15 protein-coding genes are annotated in these 17,350 nt (G+C 58.4%); 10 read left to right on the top strand and 5 right to left on the bottom strand.

What is annotated here, in order from left to right; genetic code table 11:
- The first annotated feature begins 144 nt into the window (after positions 1-144).
- Positions 145-882 carry a GntR family transcriptional regulator gene (locus ACP90_RS17015; protein WP_055653688.1) on the top strand — a complete coding sequence of 246 codons (738 nt, stop codon included), beginning with the start codon at positions 145-147 and terminating at the stop codon, positions 880-882.
- A 30-nt stretch (positions 883-912) separates the two neighbouring features.
- Here ACP90_RS17015 and ACP90_RS17010 read toward each other — a convergent pair whose 3' ends face one another.
- The gene (locus tag ACP90_RS17010) at positions 913-1,929 is read right to left on the bottom strand and encodes a FecR family protein (RefSeq protein WP_158514191.1); all 1,017 of its coding nucleotides are present in this window, start codon (positions 1,927-1,929) and stop codon (positions 913-915) included.
- 275 nt (positions 1,930-2,204) lie between these two features.
- A complete protein-coding gene (locus ACP90_RS17005) occupies positions 2,205-3,002 on the bottom strand; it encodes a methyltransferase domain-containing protein (protein WP_062489029.1) in 798 nt (265 codons plus the stop codon).
- A 187-nt stretch (positions 3,003-3,189) separates the two neighbouring features.
- Between ACP90_RS17005 and ACP90_RS17000 the strand changes: the two genes are divergently transcribed.
- The 3 genes from ACP90_RS17000 to ACP90_RS16990 are packed head-to-tail and all read left to right on the top strand — an operon-like array spanning position 3,190 to position 6,087.
- Positions 3,190-4,269, top strand: coding sequence for an ABC transporter substrate-binding protein (locus ACP90_RS17000; protein ID WP_208993599.1), 1,080 nt, complete (start codon positions 3,190-3,192; stop codon positions 4,267-4,269).
- 1 nt (position 4,270) lies between these two features.
- Complete coding sequence (locus ACP90_RS16995; protein ID WP_062489027.1) at positions 4,271-5,335, top strand: iron ABC transporter permease; 1,065 nt, start codon at positions 4,271-4,273, stop codon at positions 5,333-5,335.
- Positions 5,329-6,087 (top strand): ABC transporter ATP-binding protein, encoded by a 759-nt coding sequence (locus tag ACP90_RS16990; RefSeq protein ID WP_023004015.1) that lies wholly within the window; start codon positions 5,329-5,331, stop codon positions 6,085-6,087. Before ACP90_RS16995 ends, ACP90_RS16990 begins: the two co-directional genes overlap by 7 nt.
- 31 nt (positions 6,088-6,118) lie before the next feature.
- On the opposite strand, the gene ACP90_RS16985 is transcribed toward ACP90_RS16990, so the two are convergent.
- The gene (locus ACP90_RS16985; RefSeq protein WP_062489026.1) at positions 6,119-7,735 is read right to left on the bottom strand and encodes a Na/Pi symporter; all 1,617 of its coding nucleotides are present in this window, start codon (positions 7,733-7,735) and stop codon (positions 6,119-6,121) included.
- A 219-nt stretch (positions 7,736-7,954) separates the two neighbouring features.
- Here ACP90_RS16985 and ACP90_RS16980 point away from each other — a divergent pair, with 219 nt between their 5' ends.
- Positions 7,955-9,451, top strand: coding sequence for a phage tail sheath C-terminal domain-containing protein (locus tag ACP90_RS16980; protein WP_062489025.1), 1,497 nt, complete (start codon positions 7,955-7,957; stop codon positions 9,449-9,451).
- 85 nt (positions 9,452-9,536) lie between these two features.
- Here ACP90_RS16980 and purN read toward each other — a convergent pair whose 3' ends face one another.
- Together purN and purM are read right to left on the bottom strand one after the other, a co-directional pair.
- Positions 9,537-10,184 carry a phosphoribosylglycinamide formyltransferase gene (gene purN / locus ACP90_RS16975; protein WP_062489024.1) on the bottom strand — a complete coding sequence of 216 codons (648 nt, stop codon included), beginning with the start codon at positions 10,182-10,184 and terminating at the stop codon, positions 9,537-9,539.
- Complete coding sequence (gene purM, locus ACP90_RS16970) at positions 10,181-11,257, bottom strand: phosphoribosylformylglycinamidine cyclo-ligase (protein ID WP_062489023.1); 1,077 nt, start codon at positions 11,255-11,257, stop codon at positions 10,181-10,183. Before purM ends, purN begins: the two co-directional genes overlap by 4 nt.
- Before the next feature lie 150 nt (positions 11,258-11,407).
- On the opposite strand from purM, the gene ACP90_RS28445 reads away from it, so the two are divergent.
- The 5 genes from ACP90_RS28445 (at position 11,408) to ACP90_RS16950 (ending at position 17,344) form a co-directional block, all read left to right on the top strand.
- Positions 11,408-11,551: a hypothetical protein gene (locus ACP90_RS28445; RefSeq protein WP_158514190.1), complete on the top strand. Its 144-nt coding sequence runs from the start codon at positions 11,408-11,410 to the stop codon at positions 11,549-11,551.
- Between the two features lie 133 nt (positions 11,552-11,684).
- The gene (locus ACP90_RS16965; protein WP_023004020.1) at positions 11,685-12,782 is read left to right on the top strand and encodes an AI-2E family transporter; all 1,098 of its coding nucleotides are present in this window, start codon (positions 11,685-11,687) and stop codon (positions 12,780-12,782) included.
- Positions 12,783-12,785: 3 nt separating this feature from the next.
- The gene (locus tag ACP90_RS16960; protein WP_023004021.1) at positions 12,786-13,466 is read left to right on the top strand and encodes a DnaA/Hda family protein; all 681 of its coding nucleotides are present in this window, start codon (positions 12,786-12,788) and stop codon (positions 13,464-13,466) included.
- 133 nt (positions 13,467-13,599) lie between these two features.
- Positions 13,600-15,822 carry an RNA degradosome polyphosphate kinase gene (locus tag ACP90_RS16955; RefSeq protein ID WP_055656448.1) on the top strand — a complete coding sequence of 741 codons (2,223 nt, stop codon included), beginning with the start codon at positions 13,600-13,602 and terminating at the stop codon, positions 15,820-15,822.
- Position 15,823: 1 nt separating this feature from the next.
- Positions 15,824-17,344, top strand: a complete 1,521-nt coding sequence (locus ACP90_RS16950) for a Ppx/GppA phosphatase family protein (protein ID WP_062489022.1) — start codon at positions 15,824-15,826, stop codon at positions 17,342-17,344.
- Positions 17,345-17,350: the final 6 nt, after the last annotated feature.

Here is a 17,350-nt window from a genome sequence, read left to right as displayed (position 1 = left end):
AATTCTCACCGGTAAAAGTGCACAATATTTTGGCAAATTAAATACGATATGAACAAAAATTGTATACGATCCTAGATTGCCGCTTCGGGTGGCGGGGAGTAGGATCAAGGCACCGCTCAACCCCCATTGGGCACTTCAAGAAAAATGACCAAACCTGTGACCACAGCCGATCTTGATCAACGCAGCAAGCTGCATGAAGTCTTCGCCCTACCTCAGGGCCGGGCCCTTGAAATCTGCCTGAAGCTTCAGACTGCCATTCTGCAACACAAACTGACACCGGGGCTGAAACTGTCTGAGGATGAGGTGGGCGAAATTTATGGCGTCAGCCGTACCGTCGTGCGCGCTGCGTTGCAGGCACTCGCCCATTCCGGGCTGGTCGCCATGGAAAAGAACCGTGGTGCCTTCGTCGCAAAGCCGTCGATCCGCGAGGCCCACGAGGTGTTTCAGGCCCGTGCGCTGATTGAGCCTGCCGTGGCCAGGCTGGCAGCCGATGTCATCACCGACAGGCAGCTCGCGCAGTTGCACGCACATCTGGATGCGGAACATGCAGCTCTTCATGCCGGTGACATGGGCAAGGCGCTGTTCCTGTCCGGAAGCTTTCATACGGAGATTGCGGATATCGCCGACCATCGGGTGTTCGCCGGCATGATCCGATCACTGATCTCGCGCTCTTCGCTGATCATCGCTCTTTACTGGAAGCGCTCAGACACTGCCTGTGAAAGCCACTCTCATCATGCCCTGATGAATGCCTTTGAAAAGCGCGACGGCGCAGCAGCCGAGAAGATCCAGAAGAGCCACATCGTCGATCTGCATTCCGGTCTGGATTTGCGAGAGAAGTCAGCTCTCGGCCGCTCTCTGGGAGAAGCGCTCGGCAACGGCTGAAGAGTGGAACTGGGAAAGAGCGAGAGAAGGTTAGCGTCCGGCAGAAGCTCCGGCGCCACCGGCATTTGCGTTTGCTCCACCGTTGCCGGCGGATGCGCCTGCGCTGGTCCCGCCAGCTGACGCGCCGGCGCTTGCCCCGCCGCTGTTTGAAGCGCCTGCGGAACCGGCGTTACCAGAACCGGAACCGGCATTACCGCCAGAGCTTCCGCTGGAATTTGCATCAGAATTTCCGCCAGAATTTGCGCCTGAGTTTCCGCCAGAGTTTCCGCTTGAGTTCCCATTGGCGTTACCACTCGGCCCGCGATCACCCGAGTTGCCGGAGGAGGCATTTGCGTTACCGCTACCGCTAGCGGCATTGTCACGCCCGCCGGTGGTGATGTTCTGAGCTTTTGAGCCCGCAGGTGACAGGCTTGCCGGGGTATCGCCGAAGCTGGGCTTGCCAGGTGTACCTTGCTGGATGGCGGCGCGGGTCTTGCCGACGGATTTGAGACCGTTGAACTTCCCCGGTGCGCTTTGGACGCTTTGGCCTGCACGCAGGTCGCTTTGCTGCCCGGATGCGAGATCCTGAACACCAACGACGCCGCGCTGAACCGAAACCTGACTTTCGTTGCCGGTTACGGTTACCGAAAAGCGGGTTCCCTTGACGACGGCTGCAAGATAAGGCGTTTCAACCCTGAAAAACGGTCTGCCGCGGGTCTCGACATCGACATCGATCGTTCCCTTGCGTTGAAGCAGCGTGGTCTGGCTGTCGTTGCTGCGATATTGCGATAGTGCAAATTCCGTATTCGGGCCGACCGTGATGCTGTCGTTGCCTCGCTGAAGCACAGCGCGTGCGCCTTTTCGCGTCGCAATGGTATGGCCCTTGTGAAGTGCCATCCCCTTGCTGGCCCGGTGCGCCTGAATGCCTGGTGCGACCAGATAAACCGTTCCGGAAATCCGTGTGATCACCCATTCGGCTGCATAAGCTTTTGTCAGTCCTGCAGACAGGGGAATAAGCAGCAGAGCCAGCAGAACAGCTGCGGCACGAGTTTTCAGCGTCCTGCGCAAAGCCGGAAGGCTGTTAAAAGGAAGGCAGTAAACAGCGTGGCCGGCGTGCATCGGCAATACTCGATAGTTGTGTTGTCATGCACTCTTATCGATACCGGCTTAACGTAGGGTGAAGAATAAAGGTTCAATTTATTCTTGCAATTGTAAGTTTAAATAGTTTGGCTTAAATTTTTTGAGTTGATTTTATTTCTTCTGCTGTACTGAAGGTAATAATTCTTTCGCCATGTCAAGAATAGTTGGTTTGGTATTCAAATCGGCAACCCAGGTCGGGTGGTTCATTTCCTGGCACAGATTGCGTAGCGGTGCTGCGTTGCCCTTTCCAGACCCTTGAAGAAAGGCAGGTGACGCCGTTGTGCCCGGTGAACGGCTTTCAGGTCCGTATCGACAACGATTTGAGTGAAGTCGGCCTGTCGCAATAGTTCCACGACTGCTTCTGCCCTTGCTCCCCTCGAGAAATGAACGCGGGACAGGATGCTGCGATGTGTTTCCATCATGTCTGCCGGTTTTGCGTCCGGTTGCACGAGCAATCCAAAGCGAGCACGAGTTTTTGAAAACGTTGCAAGCAACTTTGCGAACCAGCCAGGATTGACAAAGTCTCCGTCGACGACGAGCAGCTGTCCTCCCGGTTTCAGCACCCGGTGCCATTCCGCAAAGGCGGCCGCAGGGTCGACCAGGGTCCAGACAAGGTGCCGGCAGGTTATGGCATCGTAGCTTTCGGACGCTTCCATCGTGCGTTCGGCATCGCCAAGCAGAAAGCGGATCGTGCGCCCGCGTTTCATTGCCTTTTCTCGGGCCTTGGCAAGCATGGGTTCCGCCCAGTCCATGCCGGTCACCTCAAAGCCTAGGTCGTCGAGCAGGTGCGAGATAACGCCGGTTCCGGAAGCAAGGTCAAGAACGCGCCTAGAGCCGCCCGGGCCCAGATGCTTTTCGAACAGCCTTATCCAGGCGGTGTGCTCTTCGTCGGAAAAAATCTCGTGGCCCGGCTGGGTGTCGAAGGTCTCGGCCCGCTTGCCCCAGTATTCCTTGATTTCTTCACGCAGATCGAAATTCGAGAGTGTGTCTGCGTCGCTCATCAGGCGTATTGCTCCGGTTGCTTGGAACCATTCCAAAAGATAATTCTTGACTCATATACTCAGGAAAAATACGAAAAACAAGAATTTAAAACTCAACTTATAACCTCAATAAAAAATCGAGGCGGATGTGAGCAAAATCAAAAGCTTGGCAGCATCTTTGCTGGTAACGGCTACTTTTCTTCCGGCAATGGCACTTGCCGGCGACGTGGTAACGGTCACGGATATTACCGGCCGTGAGGTCGAGGTCGAAGTGCCGGTGGAAAAGGTCATCCTGGGCGAGGGGCGCCAGATCTATTTCACCGCCGCGCTGGATGGTGAAGACCCCTTCAAACGTGTCGTCGGCTGGCGAGACGATTTCGAGAAGGCGGACAACGACGGATACCATCAGTATCTCGAGAAGTACCCGGAAATGGCCGATCTGCCGACTTTCGGCGGCATGAAGAACGGCACTTTCGATGTTGAGCAGGCCGTTGCACTCCAGCCGGACGTGATCATCCTGAACCTCGACGCCAAGGTTGCCACCGAAGAAGGCGGCTACATCGAGAAACTCGGCAAGGTCGGCATCCCGGTTGTCTATGTCGACTTCCGCGAAAAGCCGATGGAAAACACCGAGCCGTCCATGCGCCTGATCGGCAAGCTCTACGGCAAGGAAGACAAGGCCGAGGAATTCATCGAATTCCGGGCAGCCGAGATCGCCAAGGTGACCGACAAGTTGGCGGCACAGTCAGATCTCGCGAAACCCGTTGTGTTCGTGGAGCGTGCAGGCGGCTATTCCGATGATTGCTGCATGTCGTTCGGCAACGAGAATTTCGGCAAGATGGTTGAAATGGCCGGTGGCATCAACATGGCTGCCGAGATCATTCCCGGCACCTTCGGCACCGTCAACCCGGAGCAGATCATCGCGTCCGATCCGGACCAGATCATTGTGACCGGTGCAAACTGGGAGCTGTATGTTCCCGGCGGGAATTGGGTTGGTGTCGGCGCCGGCGCGGATCCGGAAGTATCTGCCGACAAGCTGGCGGGCCTGATGGAACGTCCGGGCTTTACAGGCGTCAAGGCGGTCCGGGAAAACAATGTCCATGCCATCTGGCACCAGTTCTACAACAGCCCTTACCAGTTCGTCGCTGTTCAGCAGATCGCCAAATGGCTGCATCCGGAGCTCTTTGCTGACCTTGACCCGGAAGCGACTTTCCAGGAATTGCACGACCGCTTCCTGCCGATCGACTACCGGCCAGGCTACTTCGTTTCGCTGAACTCGAGTAAATAAGATGGCGGTTTCGGAAATCATTCCGGCTGAGGAGGGGCGCGGTCTTTACCGCGCCCTTGCGTTCAGGCGCATTCTGGTTATTTGCGGGCTGATCGTCGCTCTGGCGTTCAGCTTTTCTTTGGATCTGGCCCTCGGACCGGCCCGCTATCCGCTGTCGGAAGTGCTTTCCGCCCTGGTTAATCCGTCCGGCGCCGATCTGCAGACACGCGTCGTCCTTTGGGACATTCGCATGCCGATCGCGCTGATGGCGATCACCGTTGGGGCCTGCCTGTCCCTTGCGGGTGCGCAGATGCAGACGATCCTTGCCAACCCGCTGGCCAGCCCCTTCACGCTAGGCATCTCCGCTGCTGCCAGCTTTGGCGCGGCCCTGGGTCTTGTCGCCGGCGTCGCGATTTTTCCGGCCGCAGTGCAATACATGGTCCCGATCAATGCTTTCCTGATGGCCATGGCGGCTTCGCTGTTCATCTATCTGCTGTCCACTGTACGGGGCGTGACTGTTCAGACCATCGTTCTTCTGGGGATCGCATTGGTGTTCACGTTCAACGCTCTGTTGTCGCTGCTGGAATATCTTGCTTCCGAACAGGCTCTGGCTGCGGTCGTTTTCTGGACCATGGGGTCGCTGACCAAGGCGACATGGGGCAAGGTTCTGGCGACCTTCATCATTCTTGTTGTCTGCGTTCCGTTCTTCGCGCGGCATTCCTGGGCTCTGACAGCCCTTCGGCTCGGCGACGTCAAGGCGGCGAGTTTCGGCGTCAACATCAGGTCGCTTCGGCTAAAAACGCTGCTCGGCGTCAGCCTGCTGGCGGCAATCCCCGTGTCCTTTGTCGGGACGATCGGTTTTGTCGGGCTTGTCGGACCGCACATTGCCCGGATGCTGGTCGGAGAAGACCAGCGTTTCTTCCTGCCTGCGGCCATCTTGTGCGGTTCCTTGATGCTGTCGGCAACATCGGTCGTTTCCAAGATCATTCTTCCGGGGGCGATCCTGCCCATCGGCGTCATCACCGCGCTTGTCGGGGTTCCATTCTTCTTCGCGCTCATTTTCGCCGACCGGAGGCAGTCATGGTAACGTTGCAGCTGAAAGGGGTTGGCGCACGCTATGGCTCCAATCTCGCGGTCGAAGGGGTCACGACGCCGGTCTTCTCCGGCGGTGAACTGACGGCGGTGATCGGTCCCAACGCAGCAGGCAAATCGACCTTGTTCAAGCGCATCTCCGGTCTATTGAAAGGCCCCGGCGATGTCGTGCTGGCCGGCAACCGGGCAGCGCCCCGGGATGCTATCCGCTACATGCCCCAGGATACCCACGCCAATGCCGTCCTGACGGTTTATGAATCCGTTCTGCTGGCTGCCAAACAGGGTGAGGGCTGGCGTGTAAAGGACTCTGAACTCGTCGAAATCGACCAGATCCTTAAGGCGCTTCAGATCGATAGCCTGGCGTTCCGGAACCTTGGCGAACTCTCCGGCGGTCAGCGTCAGCTGGTTTCGATTGCGCAGGCACTGGTACGCCGTCCGGAAGTTTTGATGATGGACGAACCGACCTCCGCGCTGGATCTCTACCGGCAGGTCGAGGTTCTGAACTTTATGCGCGATCTGGCACGCCGCCAGGGCACCCTGGTTCTGATTGCCTTGCACGATCTCAATCATGCCCTGCGGTTCTGCCGGAACACCATGGTGATTGCCGAAGGGCGTCTCGTTGCCGCCGGCCCGTCCGAAGATGTCATCACGTCAGCGATGCTGCGTGACATCTACCGTGTGGAGGCGCGCGTGGAGGCCTGTTCGCGCGGCGAAAATCACGTCATCATCGATCGGTCCGCTGCCTGACGGCGCGTGATCGGCCGAGGGCCAACGCCGATTAATCCTGGTCGACGTCTATGCGGGCTTCTTCGACGGTCGAGGCGAGATCCCGGTTCGCATCCAGAAGCACATTCTGGTGCAACCGGATCCGCCACAGGTGATAGGAAACCCTGTGCAGCCAGCGCAAGGCATCCAGTTTCAGCCAGACTGTTTCCGCCGGGACTGCATCGGCAGCGGCCATTGCAATCAGCCGGTCACGATTGAGGCGGCGTTGTCGGCGCATCAGCAGCCGCAACCGGTCCAGCGTCTTCTCCTGTGTCTTGGCGTCCTTCTGCCTGGTGGAAATGTCCGTGACGCCGATAAGCAGGCCCGCCAGGCGCTTGAGCCGGTGATCCAAGGACAGCTCGTCGATCCTCTGCCGCTGGTCGCAACGGTAGAGAAGGCGGCTCAAATGGTCGAGAATGTGAAACAGCCCTTTCAGTTCCTCCTGAAAGGCCATGTCGTTCGGCGGAACGATGATCTTGTCCAGATATGTCCGTGCTTCTGCGATGGCCTTGGCCAGGTCCTCCCGATCCAGTTCTTCATAAGCAGATGACTTTGCGCCCAACCGATTGCGCAGGCGTTCGATGATCAAGGTTTCCAGATGTGCGACGGTCTGCCCCGCCAGGGACGCGGCTGCGTGCGGGTCCCGCAACACGAGCGGATCCAGACGGCTGGTCAGATCGGAGCCTTTTTCGGGAACGAGATGTTCGATCAGCCGGGCGAATGGCCGCGCAAGTGGAAGCACCAAAACGACGCCGAGCGCATTGAAGAAACTGTGAAAAGCGACAAGCGCAATTTGGCTGTCGCCGTTTCCGGTCAACGCCCCGGCCACAAGCTGAAACGGCCCTAGAAGGAAAAACGCCATGACACCGGTCATGACGTTGTAGATCACATGCGCATAGCCCGTACGTCGGGCCATGGTGCCACCGCCGATGGTCGCCAAAGCTGCCGTGAATGTGGTTCCGACGTCCATGCCGATTACCAGCGCCGCTGCTTGTGGAAAGTTGATCGCACCGGCACCGAGCGCAGCCAGCGCCGTTGCAACGCCTGCGCTGGAGGACTGTGTCACGACGGTGATCAGCATGCCGATCAACACCAGCTGCAGCCGGCCGAAGAGTGTGTCCGGCGGAAAGTCGGTCGGGGTTACCACGCCACTGAAGGCGTCCAGACCGTCTTTCATGTGTTCGATGCCGATAAAGATCAGGCAAAAGCCCGCGAGCGCCTGGCCTGCGAGTGCGATCCGGCCACGGAAGGCCAGCCGCGCAATCGCGCCAAAAAACACGAAGGGCAGGGCGATCTGGCCAAGATCCAGCTTGAAGCCGAGAACCGCAACCAGCCACCCTGTCAGGGTCGTGCCGACGTTGGCACCGAAGATGACGCCGAGCGCCTGGGGAAAGGTGAGGAGGCCGGAAGCGACAAAGCCGACAGCGGCAACTGTGGTTGCACTGGATGACTGGATGACTGCGGTGGTGAGAGCACCCGTCACGGCGCCCGACAAAGGCGTTGAGGTGAACCTGGACAACACGTCGCGCATGCGCTGTGCCGCCAGGGCTTTCAGCCCGTCGGTCAGTAGCAGCATACCGATCAGAAACAACCCGACGCCACCAAGCGCGGACATGAAACTCAAAAACATGCAGGCACGTTATCCGACAGGTTAAGCGCCCACAATCAGTCAAGATACTATCGGCTTCGCATTTGCGATCCTTGAGCTTCAGATTGAAGCGAAGGGTGCTTCATGGAGTATCTGCAACTTGAGGCAGAAAGTCCTTTGCTCGCCGGCACGACTGTGGGAGCTTGAACCTGTCAGGCTTATCAAGCTTCTACCGGATGACGCGCTACGAGGAAGAGAGCAATGAAGAAGTATGAGGCCCCGGGTGTTTATGTCACCGAGCTGAACTCCTTCCCAAACACCGTCGTGCAGGTCCCGACGAGCGTTGCGGTCTTTGTCGGCTACACGGAAACAGCAATTGTGGATGGCAAGGATGTGACCGGCATTCCGGTGCGGATCTCCTCGATGTCGGAATTCGAGGCCCGTTTCGGCGTTGGGCCCATGTTTCGTTTCGACTTCAGCCTGCAGGATGGCAAGCCGGCTCTGGACCTGGAGGAAGCAAGCCGCTTCAATTTGCATGCGGCTATGGGGCTTTTCTTCGAAAATGGAGGACATGGTTGCTGGATCTTGTCGGTTGGATGTTACGGCGCGGGAGAGCCCGTTCTCATCAAGTCCGTGGAGGATTTCGGTGAACCTGTCTGGCGAGAGCTCGCCAAGCTGCAGGAGCCGTCGGTTATCGTGATACCCGACGCGGTGTTGTTGTCGTCAGAAGATTACAAGACCGTCAGCAATAGATGCCTCGCCCATTGTACCGACTTGCAAAACCGTTTCGCCATTGTGGACGTGTTCGATGGGAACAGGGAGCGAACTTTAGACGAGAATGACGTGATCTCGGGAAAAAGCGGCCTGCGCACCTTGCTCGCAGCGGAAGACATGAGCTTTGCTGCTGCCTATTATCCCTGGTTGAATACGTCTCACTTCGGTGCGGGGTCGATAACCTTTGAAAATGTTTCGGCTGGTACGCGCAAGGCCTTTTTCGAACATGTTGGCCAGGAGACTGCCATTCAGGCCAATGAGTCCCGGAAAGCCGCTTTCGATAAGGCGGTGAAATCACTGGAGGGCGACGACATCTCCGAAGAGGAGAAATGCACTACTCACAAGATCATGCGGGGTCTTTCAAAGCGCTACAACGAGCTTCTCTCGCAAGCTGTAAAAGCAGTAAGTGTCATGCCTCCGTCAGGCGCGTTGGCAGGTGCATATCCAGCGACAGACGCCCAGGAAGGTGTCTGGAAAGCGCCTGCAAATCTCAGCCTTAATTCAGTCGTATCGCCTTGCGTATCTATTTCCGATGCTGAGCAGGAAGACCTGAACACTCCGTTGGACGGAAACGCCGTGAACGCGATCCGGTCGTTTCCCGAGCGAGGTAATGTGGTTTGGGGAGCATGCACGCTGGACGGTAACAGCTCGGAATGGCGCTATGTGAATATCCGCCGAACCGCGATCATGCTGGAACAATCGATCAAGGCGGCGCTGGATCCTTTTGTCTTTGCGCCAAACACCGCTCCGACCTGGCTTATGGTGAAATCGGTGATCGAAAATTTCCTGAACGGGCTATGGAAACAAGGGGCTCTCGCGGGCGCTTCGCCAGAAGATGCCTACGGTGTCGAGGTCGACCTTGGGACGACGATGACGGGCGCCGATGTTCAGGCCGGTTGCATGAACGTCGTGGTGAAGGTTTCGCTCTTGCGGCCGGCGGAATTCATTGTCCTGTCGTTCCAGCAGCAGGTCCGGAAAGGTTAGCCAGAGGGAACAGATCCGTTAGGCGCGTCAGGATCGGTCTGAAAAATCTGCGATCGTTCTGCTGCAAGCGGGGAAGCCCTCCGGCCTACGGCCAGATGAGCGTTTCCGTCTCGTTGCTGTCGCCGCTGCCGGTTACCCGTGCTCCCGATACCTTGGCCTTGCCGCTGGCGACCATGGAAAGCGCCTTGGGGTAGATCTGGTGTTCAACGTCCAGCACACGGGCAGCCAACGTGTCAGGAGTGTCATTGTCCAGAACCGGTACGGCTCCCTGCATGATGATCGGACCATCGTCCATTTCAGCAGACACATAATGCACGGTGGCACCATGCAACTTGACACCTTCCTGCAAGGCCCGCTCATGTGTGGCAAGGCCTTTGAAAGAGGGCAGGAGAGCCGGATGGATGTTGATCATCCTGCCCGCCCAGGCATTGACCAGGTAGGGCGTCAGGATACGCATGAAACCGGCAAGGGCGACCAGGTCGATCTTGTGGTCCTTCAAAACGGCATCTACCGATTTTTCGAACGCTTCCCGATCACCTGCATGGTCCTTGTGGTCTACAACTGCCGTTGCAATGCCCAGCTCAGCGGCCCGTTCCAGTCCCTTGGCGTCAGGCCGGTTGGACAGGACAAGCGTGATTTCGGCGGGATAGTCGGGAGACATTGCCGCGGAAATCAGCGCGCCCATGTTGGAGCCGCGTCCTGAGATCAGGATGGCAGTCTTCTTGCGGCTCATGCGCCAAGGTCCAGGCTGCCGTCAAACAGCACCGGTGCAGCGCCTTCAGCTTCGATTACGCCGATCTTGCTGACCGTTTCACCGGCATTGCGCAGGACGTCGGCAACCGCATCGGCCTGGTCCGCAGACACGACAATCACCATCCCGGTGCCGCAGTTGAACGTGCGCAGCATCTCCTTCTCGGCAACGCCGCCCGATTTCGCGAGCCAGCCGAACACCGGCGGAACGCTGATCTGGCCAAGGTCGATGCGAGCGGAGCAATTCTTCGGCAGAACGCGCGGCAGGTTTTCCGGAAGGCCGCCACCGGTGATGTGGGCAAGGGCCTTGATGCCGGAAATTTCCTTCAGTGCGGCCAGCAGCGGTTTGACGTAAATCCTGGTCGGTTCCATCAAGGCTTCGCCCAGTGTCTTACCAGCTGCAAACGGTGCCGCATCCGACCAGTTCATGCCGGACAGTTCGATGATCTTGCGCACCATGGAATAGCCGTTGGAATGAACGCCGGAGGAGGCCAGAGCAAGCAGTACGTCGCCAGCGGCAACGTCCGGGCGCGGCAGGATCCCGCCGCGTTCAACAGCGCCGACGGAGAAGCCTGCCAGATCGTAGTCGCCTTCCACATACATGCCCGGCATTTCAGCTGTCTCGCCGCCGATCAGCGCGGCTCCTGCTATCTTGCAGCCGTCTGCAATGCCGGCAACCACATCCGTTGCAGTGGTCACATCCAGCGCGCCGGTCGCGAAATAGTCGAGGAAGAACAGCGGTTCAGCGCCCTGGACCACCAGATCGTTGACACACATCGCAACAAGGTCGATGCCGACAGTGCGGTGCTGGCCGGTTTCAATCGCAATCTTCAACTTGGTACCGACGCCGTCATTGGCGGCAACAAGGATCGGATCCTGAAACCCAGCGCCCTTGAGGTCAAAAAGACCACCGAAACCGCCGATATCGCTGTCGGCCCCGGGGCGGGAAGTTGCCTTGACCAGCGGCTTGATGCGGTTCACCAGTTCGTTTCCGGCGTCGATATCGACACCGGCATCGGCATAGGTCAGGCCGTTGGGACCAGAGGATTCGCTCATGGGGCACTCCGAGACTGCGTGCGGTTGGCTGTGCCAGTGCGGATTACAGTCTGCCGCCAAGGAACACAAGAGGCGAGCGGTTCTGCGCAGGGCTTAAGAACAGATGGCAGGCCAACTTCCGCATTTTTCTTCAAAACCAGGCCGATTTGAATGGCTCAAAGTGCATTGCCGGCGAAAAAGAGGTTATGGAGCATCTGGGTCAACCGTCAGCGCAAGAGTGCTGCAGACAGCCTGTTGCCGGAAATCGAGCTTGCTGGCCTGTTTGAAACCGTGGTCATAGGCTTTGCCTCATGAGGCAGAAGTGGCTCCTTCATGGACCAATGCCGCGAAAATCCGACTTCTTCTGGACTTGACCGGAGGCGGGGTTTAATTCCATGTCCGGAAGAAAGCCATTCCTACGCACCGGCACAACCGAGGAGCGCCATACATGACCCTTCGCCGTCAGGTCCAGTTCTGGCTGATTTCCCTCGTTGTTCTTTGCCTGTTTCTGTATGTCTTCTCCAGCGTGCTTCTCCCTTTCGTTGCCGGCATGGCGGTGGCCTATCTGCTGGATCCGGTTTGCGACCGGCTGGAAAAGCTGGGCATGGGGCGGATGTGGGCGACGCTGACAATCCTGTTCGCCTTCGTCCTCATCCTCGTGATGTTCTTCATCCTGCTTCTGCCACTGTTGGGCAATCAGCTTGCCCTTTTCCTGGAAAAGTTCCCGGAGCTGATCCGCAAGCTGCAGGCATTGCTGTCGGATAACTTTCCGGCCGATCTGGCGTCCGTTGCGGGCATCAATGCGGAAGACCTCCAGTCCTCCATGTCCAATCTCATCGGGCAGGGGGCTTCTTTCGTCGGCAAGCTGGCCCAGTCGCTCTGGAGCGGCGGTCAGGCGTTGCTGTCGATCCTGTCGCTCTTCGTCATTACGCCGGTCGTTGCATTCTATCTTTTGCTCGACTGGGACCGCATGGTCGCGCGTATCGACAGCTGGCTGCCGCGTGATCATCTGGCAGAAATCCGCGGCCTTGCAAAGGAAATGGATCAGGCTGTTGCCGGTTTCGTGCGTGGCCAGGTGTCGGTCTGTCTTATCCTGGGATCGTTTTATGCTGTTTCTCTGGCGCTGATCGGGCTGAATTTCGGTCTCCTGATCGGAATGGTGGCTGGTCTCGTCAGTTTCATTCCCTTCGTCGGGGCCGGGTTGGGGCTTGTCCTGTCCATCGGTGTGGCGCTTGTCCAATTCTGGCCGGAATGGCCCTGGATTATCGCAGTCGCCGCGATCTTTGGCGTTGGTCAGTTTCTGGAGGGCAATATCCTGCAGCCCAAACTTGTTGGCGAAAGCACGGGCCTGCATCCTGTTACGCTTATGTTTGCCTTGTTTGCCTTTGGATATCTCTTTGGATTTGTGGGGATGCTGATTGCGGTTCCAGCCGCCGCGATGATCGGCGTGCTTGCACGCTTTGCCCTGAAGCAGTATCTCGCAAGCCCGGTCTATCGGGGAACCGATCATCCCGTATCGGGGCAAGAAGAACAGGTATCAGAGTAGAAAATGGTGGAAACACCGCGCCAGTTGCCTTTGGAATTGCCGCATGAAGCGGCCTTGAGCCGTGACGACTATCTGGTTGGAAGCTCCAACCGGGCTGCGTTCGAATTGCTGGAACGCTGGCCGGATTGGCCTTCTCCGGTCGTTGTCCTTGCAGGCCCCGTCGGCGCGGGAAAAACCCATCTGGTCCAGGCTTTTCAGGATGAGACCGGCGCTGCCGTTCTGGCTGCTTCCAAGCTCGATCCGCAGTCCGTGGAAACCCTCGTTGCCGCACCCGCTGCCGTGATCGAGGATGCGCATCTGGGCATCGACAACACGGCTCTGTTCCACCTTCTCAACGCAGCGCGTCAGGCGGGCAAGACGGTGCTCATCACCAGCCGCACCTGGCCTGCCAGCTGGAAAATTTCCCTTCCGGATCTGCAGTCCCGCCTGCGCGCGGCCACTCCTGTCGAAATTCTGGAGCCGGACGATGATCTCCTTCGCCGTGTTCTGGTGAAGTTGTTTGCCGACCGGCAGATTGCGGTCGATCAAGGTGTCGTCGACTATCTTGTGGTGCGAATGGAACGTTCGCTCGAGGTCGCCATGCGCGCCGTTGAGGCGATCGATCAGGAGGCTCTTGCCGGGCGGGTCAAGATCACGAAACCACTTGCCGGGCGGGTCTTGGAAAATGTGCATAAAGGCCAATAATCGCCGATGCTGCCACAGGACTGTCATTTGCCCGCTCAGAAGTTCATGTTAGTCACGGCGGCGTTGAGGCAGAATGGGCGTGCCCGGTTTTGCCGGATTGAAGCGGAAGCTGCGCGGAACAAGGGATGATGCCATGAACGAAGCCCCTGATCTTTCGGACATTCTGCCTGCCTCCACCGTTGCTTCCGATGCAAAGGGAGCCGTGCCGGAACTGACACCGGAAGGTGAGCTGGCTACATCTCCGGCCAGGTTCATGAACCGGGAGCTGTCCTGGCTCCAGTTCAATCTCCGGGTTCTGGAAGAAGCCATGAACCCGAACCATCCGCTGCTTGAGCGCGTTCGGTTCCTGTCGATCTCCGCCAACAATCTCGACGAATTTTTCATGGTGCGTGTGGCCGGACTGCGTGGCCAGCAACGGGCCGACGTTACCAATCTGTCCGACGACGGCCTGACGCCGACCGAACAGCTTCAGAAGATCAGCGAAGCCGTGCGTGATCTCCAGGCGTCTCAGCAGAAGATCTGGGTGGAGCTGCGCCGCGAGATTGCCGACAAGGGTATCGAGATCCCGCAGGGCGACACGCTTGACCAGGCGGACAAGGCCTGGCTGCAAGACTATTTCCTTGCTTATGTCTTCCCGGTTCTGACGCCGCTTGCCATCGATCCGGCGCATCCGTTCCCGTTCATCCCGAACCTTGGCTTTTCAATCGTCTTTGAACTGGCGCCAACTTCCGGTGGGCGCGGCATGATTGCTCTGCTCAGAATTCCGAGCCAGGTTGATCGCTTCGTTCAATTGCCAAACGGCGAAGATGGCGCTGCCCGGTTCATCGCAATCGAGAAAGTCGTCAGCCTCTTCATCGGGCGCTTGTTTCCAGGCTACGAGATCCGGGGCAAGGGGGCGTTCCGCGTCATTCGTGACAGCGATCTTGAAATCGAAGAAGAAGCGGAAGACCTCGTTCGTCTGTTCGAGAGCGCTTTGCGCCGCCGCCGCCGGGGCTCGGTGATCCGTCTGGAAATCCAGGAAACCACACCACCGGCGCTGCGTGAGTTCGTGGGGGAGGCGCTGCATGTCGGGCAAAGCGAGATCTTCCTTGCAAACGGCTTGCTTGCGCTCAACAACCTGTCCCAGATTGTTGACCTCGAGCGGCCTGACCTGAAGTTCCAGCCCTATACCGCCCGCTTTCCGGAGCGCATTCGCGAACATGGCGGCGACTGTCTGGCGGCGATCCACCAGAAGGACATCATCGTCCACCACCCGTATGAATCCTTCGACGTTGTGGTTCAGTATCTGCGGCAGGCCGCGCGTGATCCGGATGTGGTGGCGATCAAGCAGACGCTCTATCGTACCTCCAACGACAGCCCCATCGTGAAGGCTTTGGCTGAGGCGGCCGAAGCCGGCAAATCCGTTACCGCACTGGTGGAGCTCAAGGCCAGGTTCGACGAGGAAGCGAATATCAAGTGGGCGCGCGATCTGGAGCGGGCAGGGGTGCAGGTTGTCTTCGGCTTCATCGAGCTGAAAACGCACTCCAAGCTCTCCATGGTCATCAAGCGCGAGCACGGTCAGCTCAAGACCTATTGCCACATCGGGACAGGAAACTATCACCCGATCACGGCGCGGATATACGAGGATCTTTCGTTTTTCACCGATGATCCCGGCATTGCCGAGGATGCTGCCCGGGTGTTCAACTTCATCACCGGTTACGCTCAACCGGCGGAACTGAACAACCTCATGGTTTCTCCGGTCAACCTGCGTCAGCGCATGCTGGAAATGACCGAGAACGAGATCGAGCACGCCCGCGCAGGCCGCCCCGCGCAGATCTGGTGGAAGATGAATTCCCTTGTAGATCCGGCGATCATCGATGCCCTTTATCGCGCAAGCCAGGCAGGCGTTCAGATCGATCTGATCATTCGCGGCATTTGCTGCCTGCGTCCGGGCATTCCGGGTTTGTCCGACAACATTCGGGTGAAATCCATTGTCGGGCGTTTCCTGGAGCATTCTCGCATCTACTGCTTTGGCAACGGCCAGGGTTTGCCGTCTCCCGAGGCACACGTCTATATCGGCTCGGCCGATCTGATGCCGCGTAACATCGACCGGCGGGTCGAGGTCCTGGCACCGCTCAAGACACCCACCGTGCACGAACAGGTTCTGGACCAGATCATGGTGGCCAACCTGAAGGACAACCAGCAAAGCTGGCGCATTCTGTCGGACGGCAGCCATGAGCGCATCGTTCCGAACGCCAATGAGGAACCCTTCAATGCGCATCAGTATTTCATGACGAACCCCTCGCTTTCCGGCAGAGGCAAATCATTGAAGAGCGATCGGCCGAGGCCGTTCCTGGAACGGCAAAAACGAGGTTAGCATGACTGCTGAGTTTCATCCGGCACGTGGCCGGCTCAACGGGTCCGGACCTGTCGCAGTCGTGGACATCGGTTCCAACTCCGTGCGCCTCGTGATTTACGAACGCAAGGCCCGCACACCGACCATGCTGTTCAACGAAAAGCTGCTGGCAGGGCTTGGCAAGGGCATTGCCGCGACCGGCCGTCTGGCCGACGATTCCGTCAGCCTGGCTCTCGGTGAACTGACCCGCTTCAAGACCCTCATCAAGCATACCGGCTGCCAGGACATCTACATCGTGGCGACGGCTGCGGCGCGCGATGCGGAAAACGGGCCTGATTTCGTGCGCGAGGTCGAACGGTTTCTGGAGGCACCGGTTCGCATCCTCGATGGCAATGAAGAGGCCTATTATTCCGCTCTTGGTGTGATTGCCGGGTTCTGGCAGCCGCGCGGCATTGTCGGCGACATGGGGGGCGGCAGTCTGGAGCTGGTGGAAATTGCCGACAACAAGCCCGGCACGGGAGCGACGTTCCCCCTTGGCGGGCTGCGGCTTTCGGAAGAGGCCGAAGGCAAGATCGCCAAGGCGCAGAAGATCACCGAAGCGGCTCTCAAGGACTTTCAGTGGCCTGACCTGGCTCCCGGTGAACGGACATTCTATGCCGTTGGCGGCACGTGGCGGTCGCTGGGCCGTCTGCATCTGATGCAGAACAATTATCCGCTGCACGTGATGCACAATTATGAAATCAGTGCAGAAGAGGCGATTGCCTTCTGCAAGCGTATCGCCATTCCGAACCTTGAAGGGGTGGAACTGGCGGAGATCGTTTCCAAACAGCGCCGTCCTCTGGTGCCGATCGGTGCAGTCGTGCTGGAACAGGTGCTGACGTCGATGAAGGCGGAGCGCCTGGTCTTTTCCGCAACCGGTGTTCGTGAAGGCCTGCTCCATGAAAAGCTGCCTTCGGAAATGCAGGCTCATGACCCGGTGATTGAAGCTGCACGCGAGCTGTGCACGCTGCGTGCGCGCTCACCTGCGCACGCGGAAGAGCTGATTGTCTGGACGGACAAGCTGTTCAAGGAACTTGGCATCGAGGAAACCGCCAACGAGACACGGCTTCGCCACGCGGCGTGTCTTCTCTCCGACATCGGCTGGCGCGCCCATCCCGACTATCGCGGCGAGCAGAGCCTCAATATCATTTCAAACGCATCTTTCGTCGGGCTGGATCATGCCAGTCGCGCTTATCTTGCAGCAGCCGTTTTCTATCGCCACCAGGGTCTGCGCGAGGGCGATCTTTCGCCGGTCATCCGGGAGCTGTTTACGGACCGTCTGCGCATCCGCGCCAAGGTTCTTGGCGCTACCATGCGGGTGGCGTCTCTTTTGAGTGCTTCCATTGCCGGCATGTTGCCGAAGGTCGGCATCACCAAATCGGAAACAGGGTTGTCGCTGGATCTCGGCAAGGACCTTGCCGACCTCGACGGTGAACGCCTGCGCAAGCGTGCGAACCAGCTCAGCAAGGTCATCGATGTCGAGGTTGCTGTAAACGCCGGCTGATTTCTG

It is taken from the genome of Labrenzia sp. CP4 (assembly GCF_001579905.1).
GTDB classification, from domain to species: Bacteria; Pseudomonadota; Alphaproteobacteria; order Rhizobiales; family Stappiaceae; genus Roseibium; species Roseibium algicola.
Note: the sequence above shows the minus strand (reverse complement) of the source record. Positions and strands in the feature narration are given on the sequence as shown.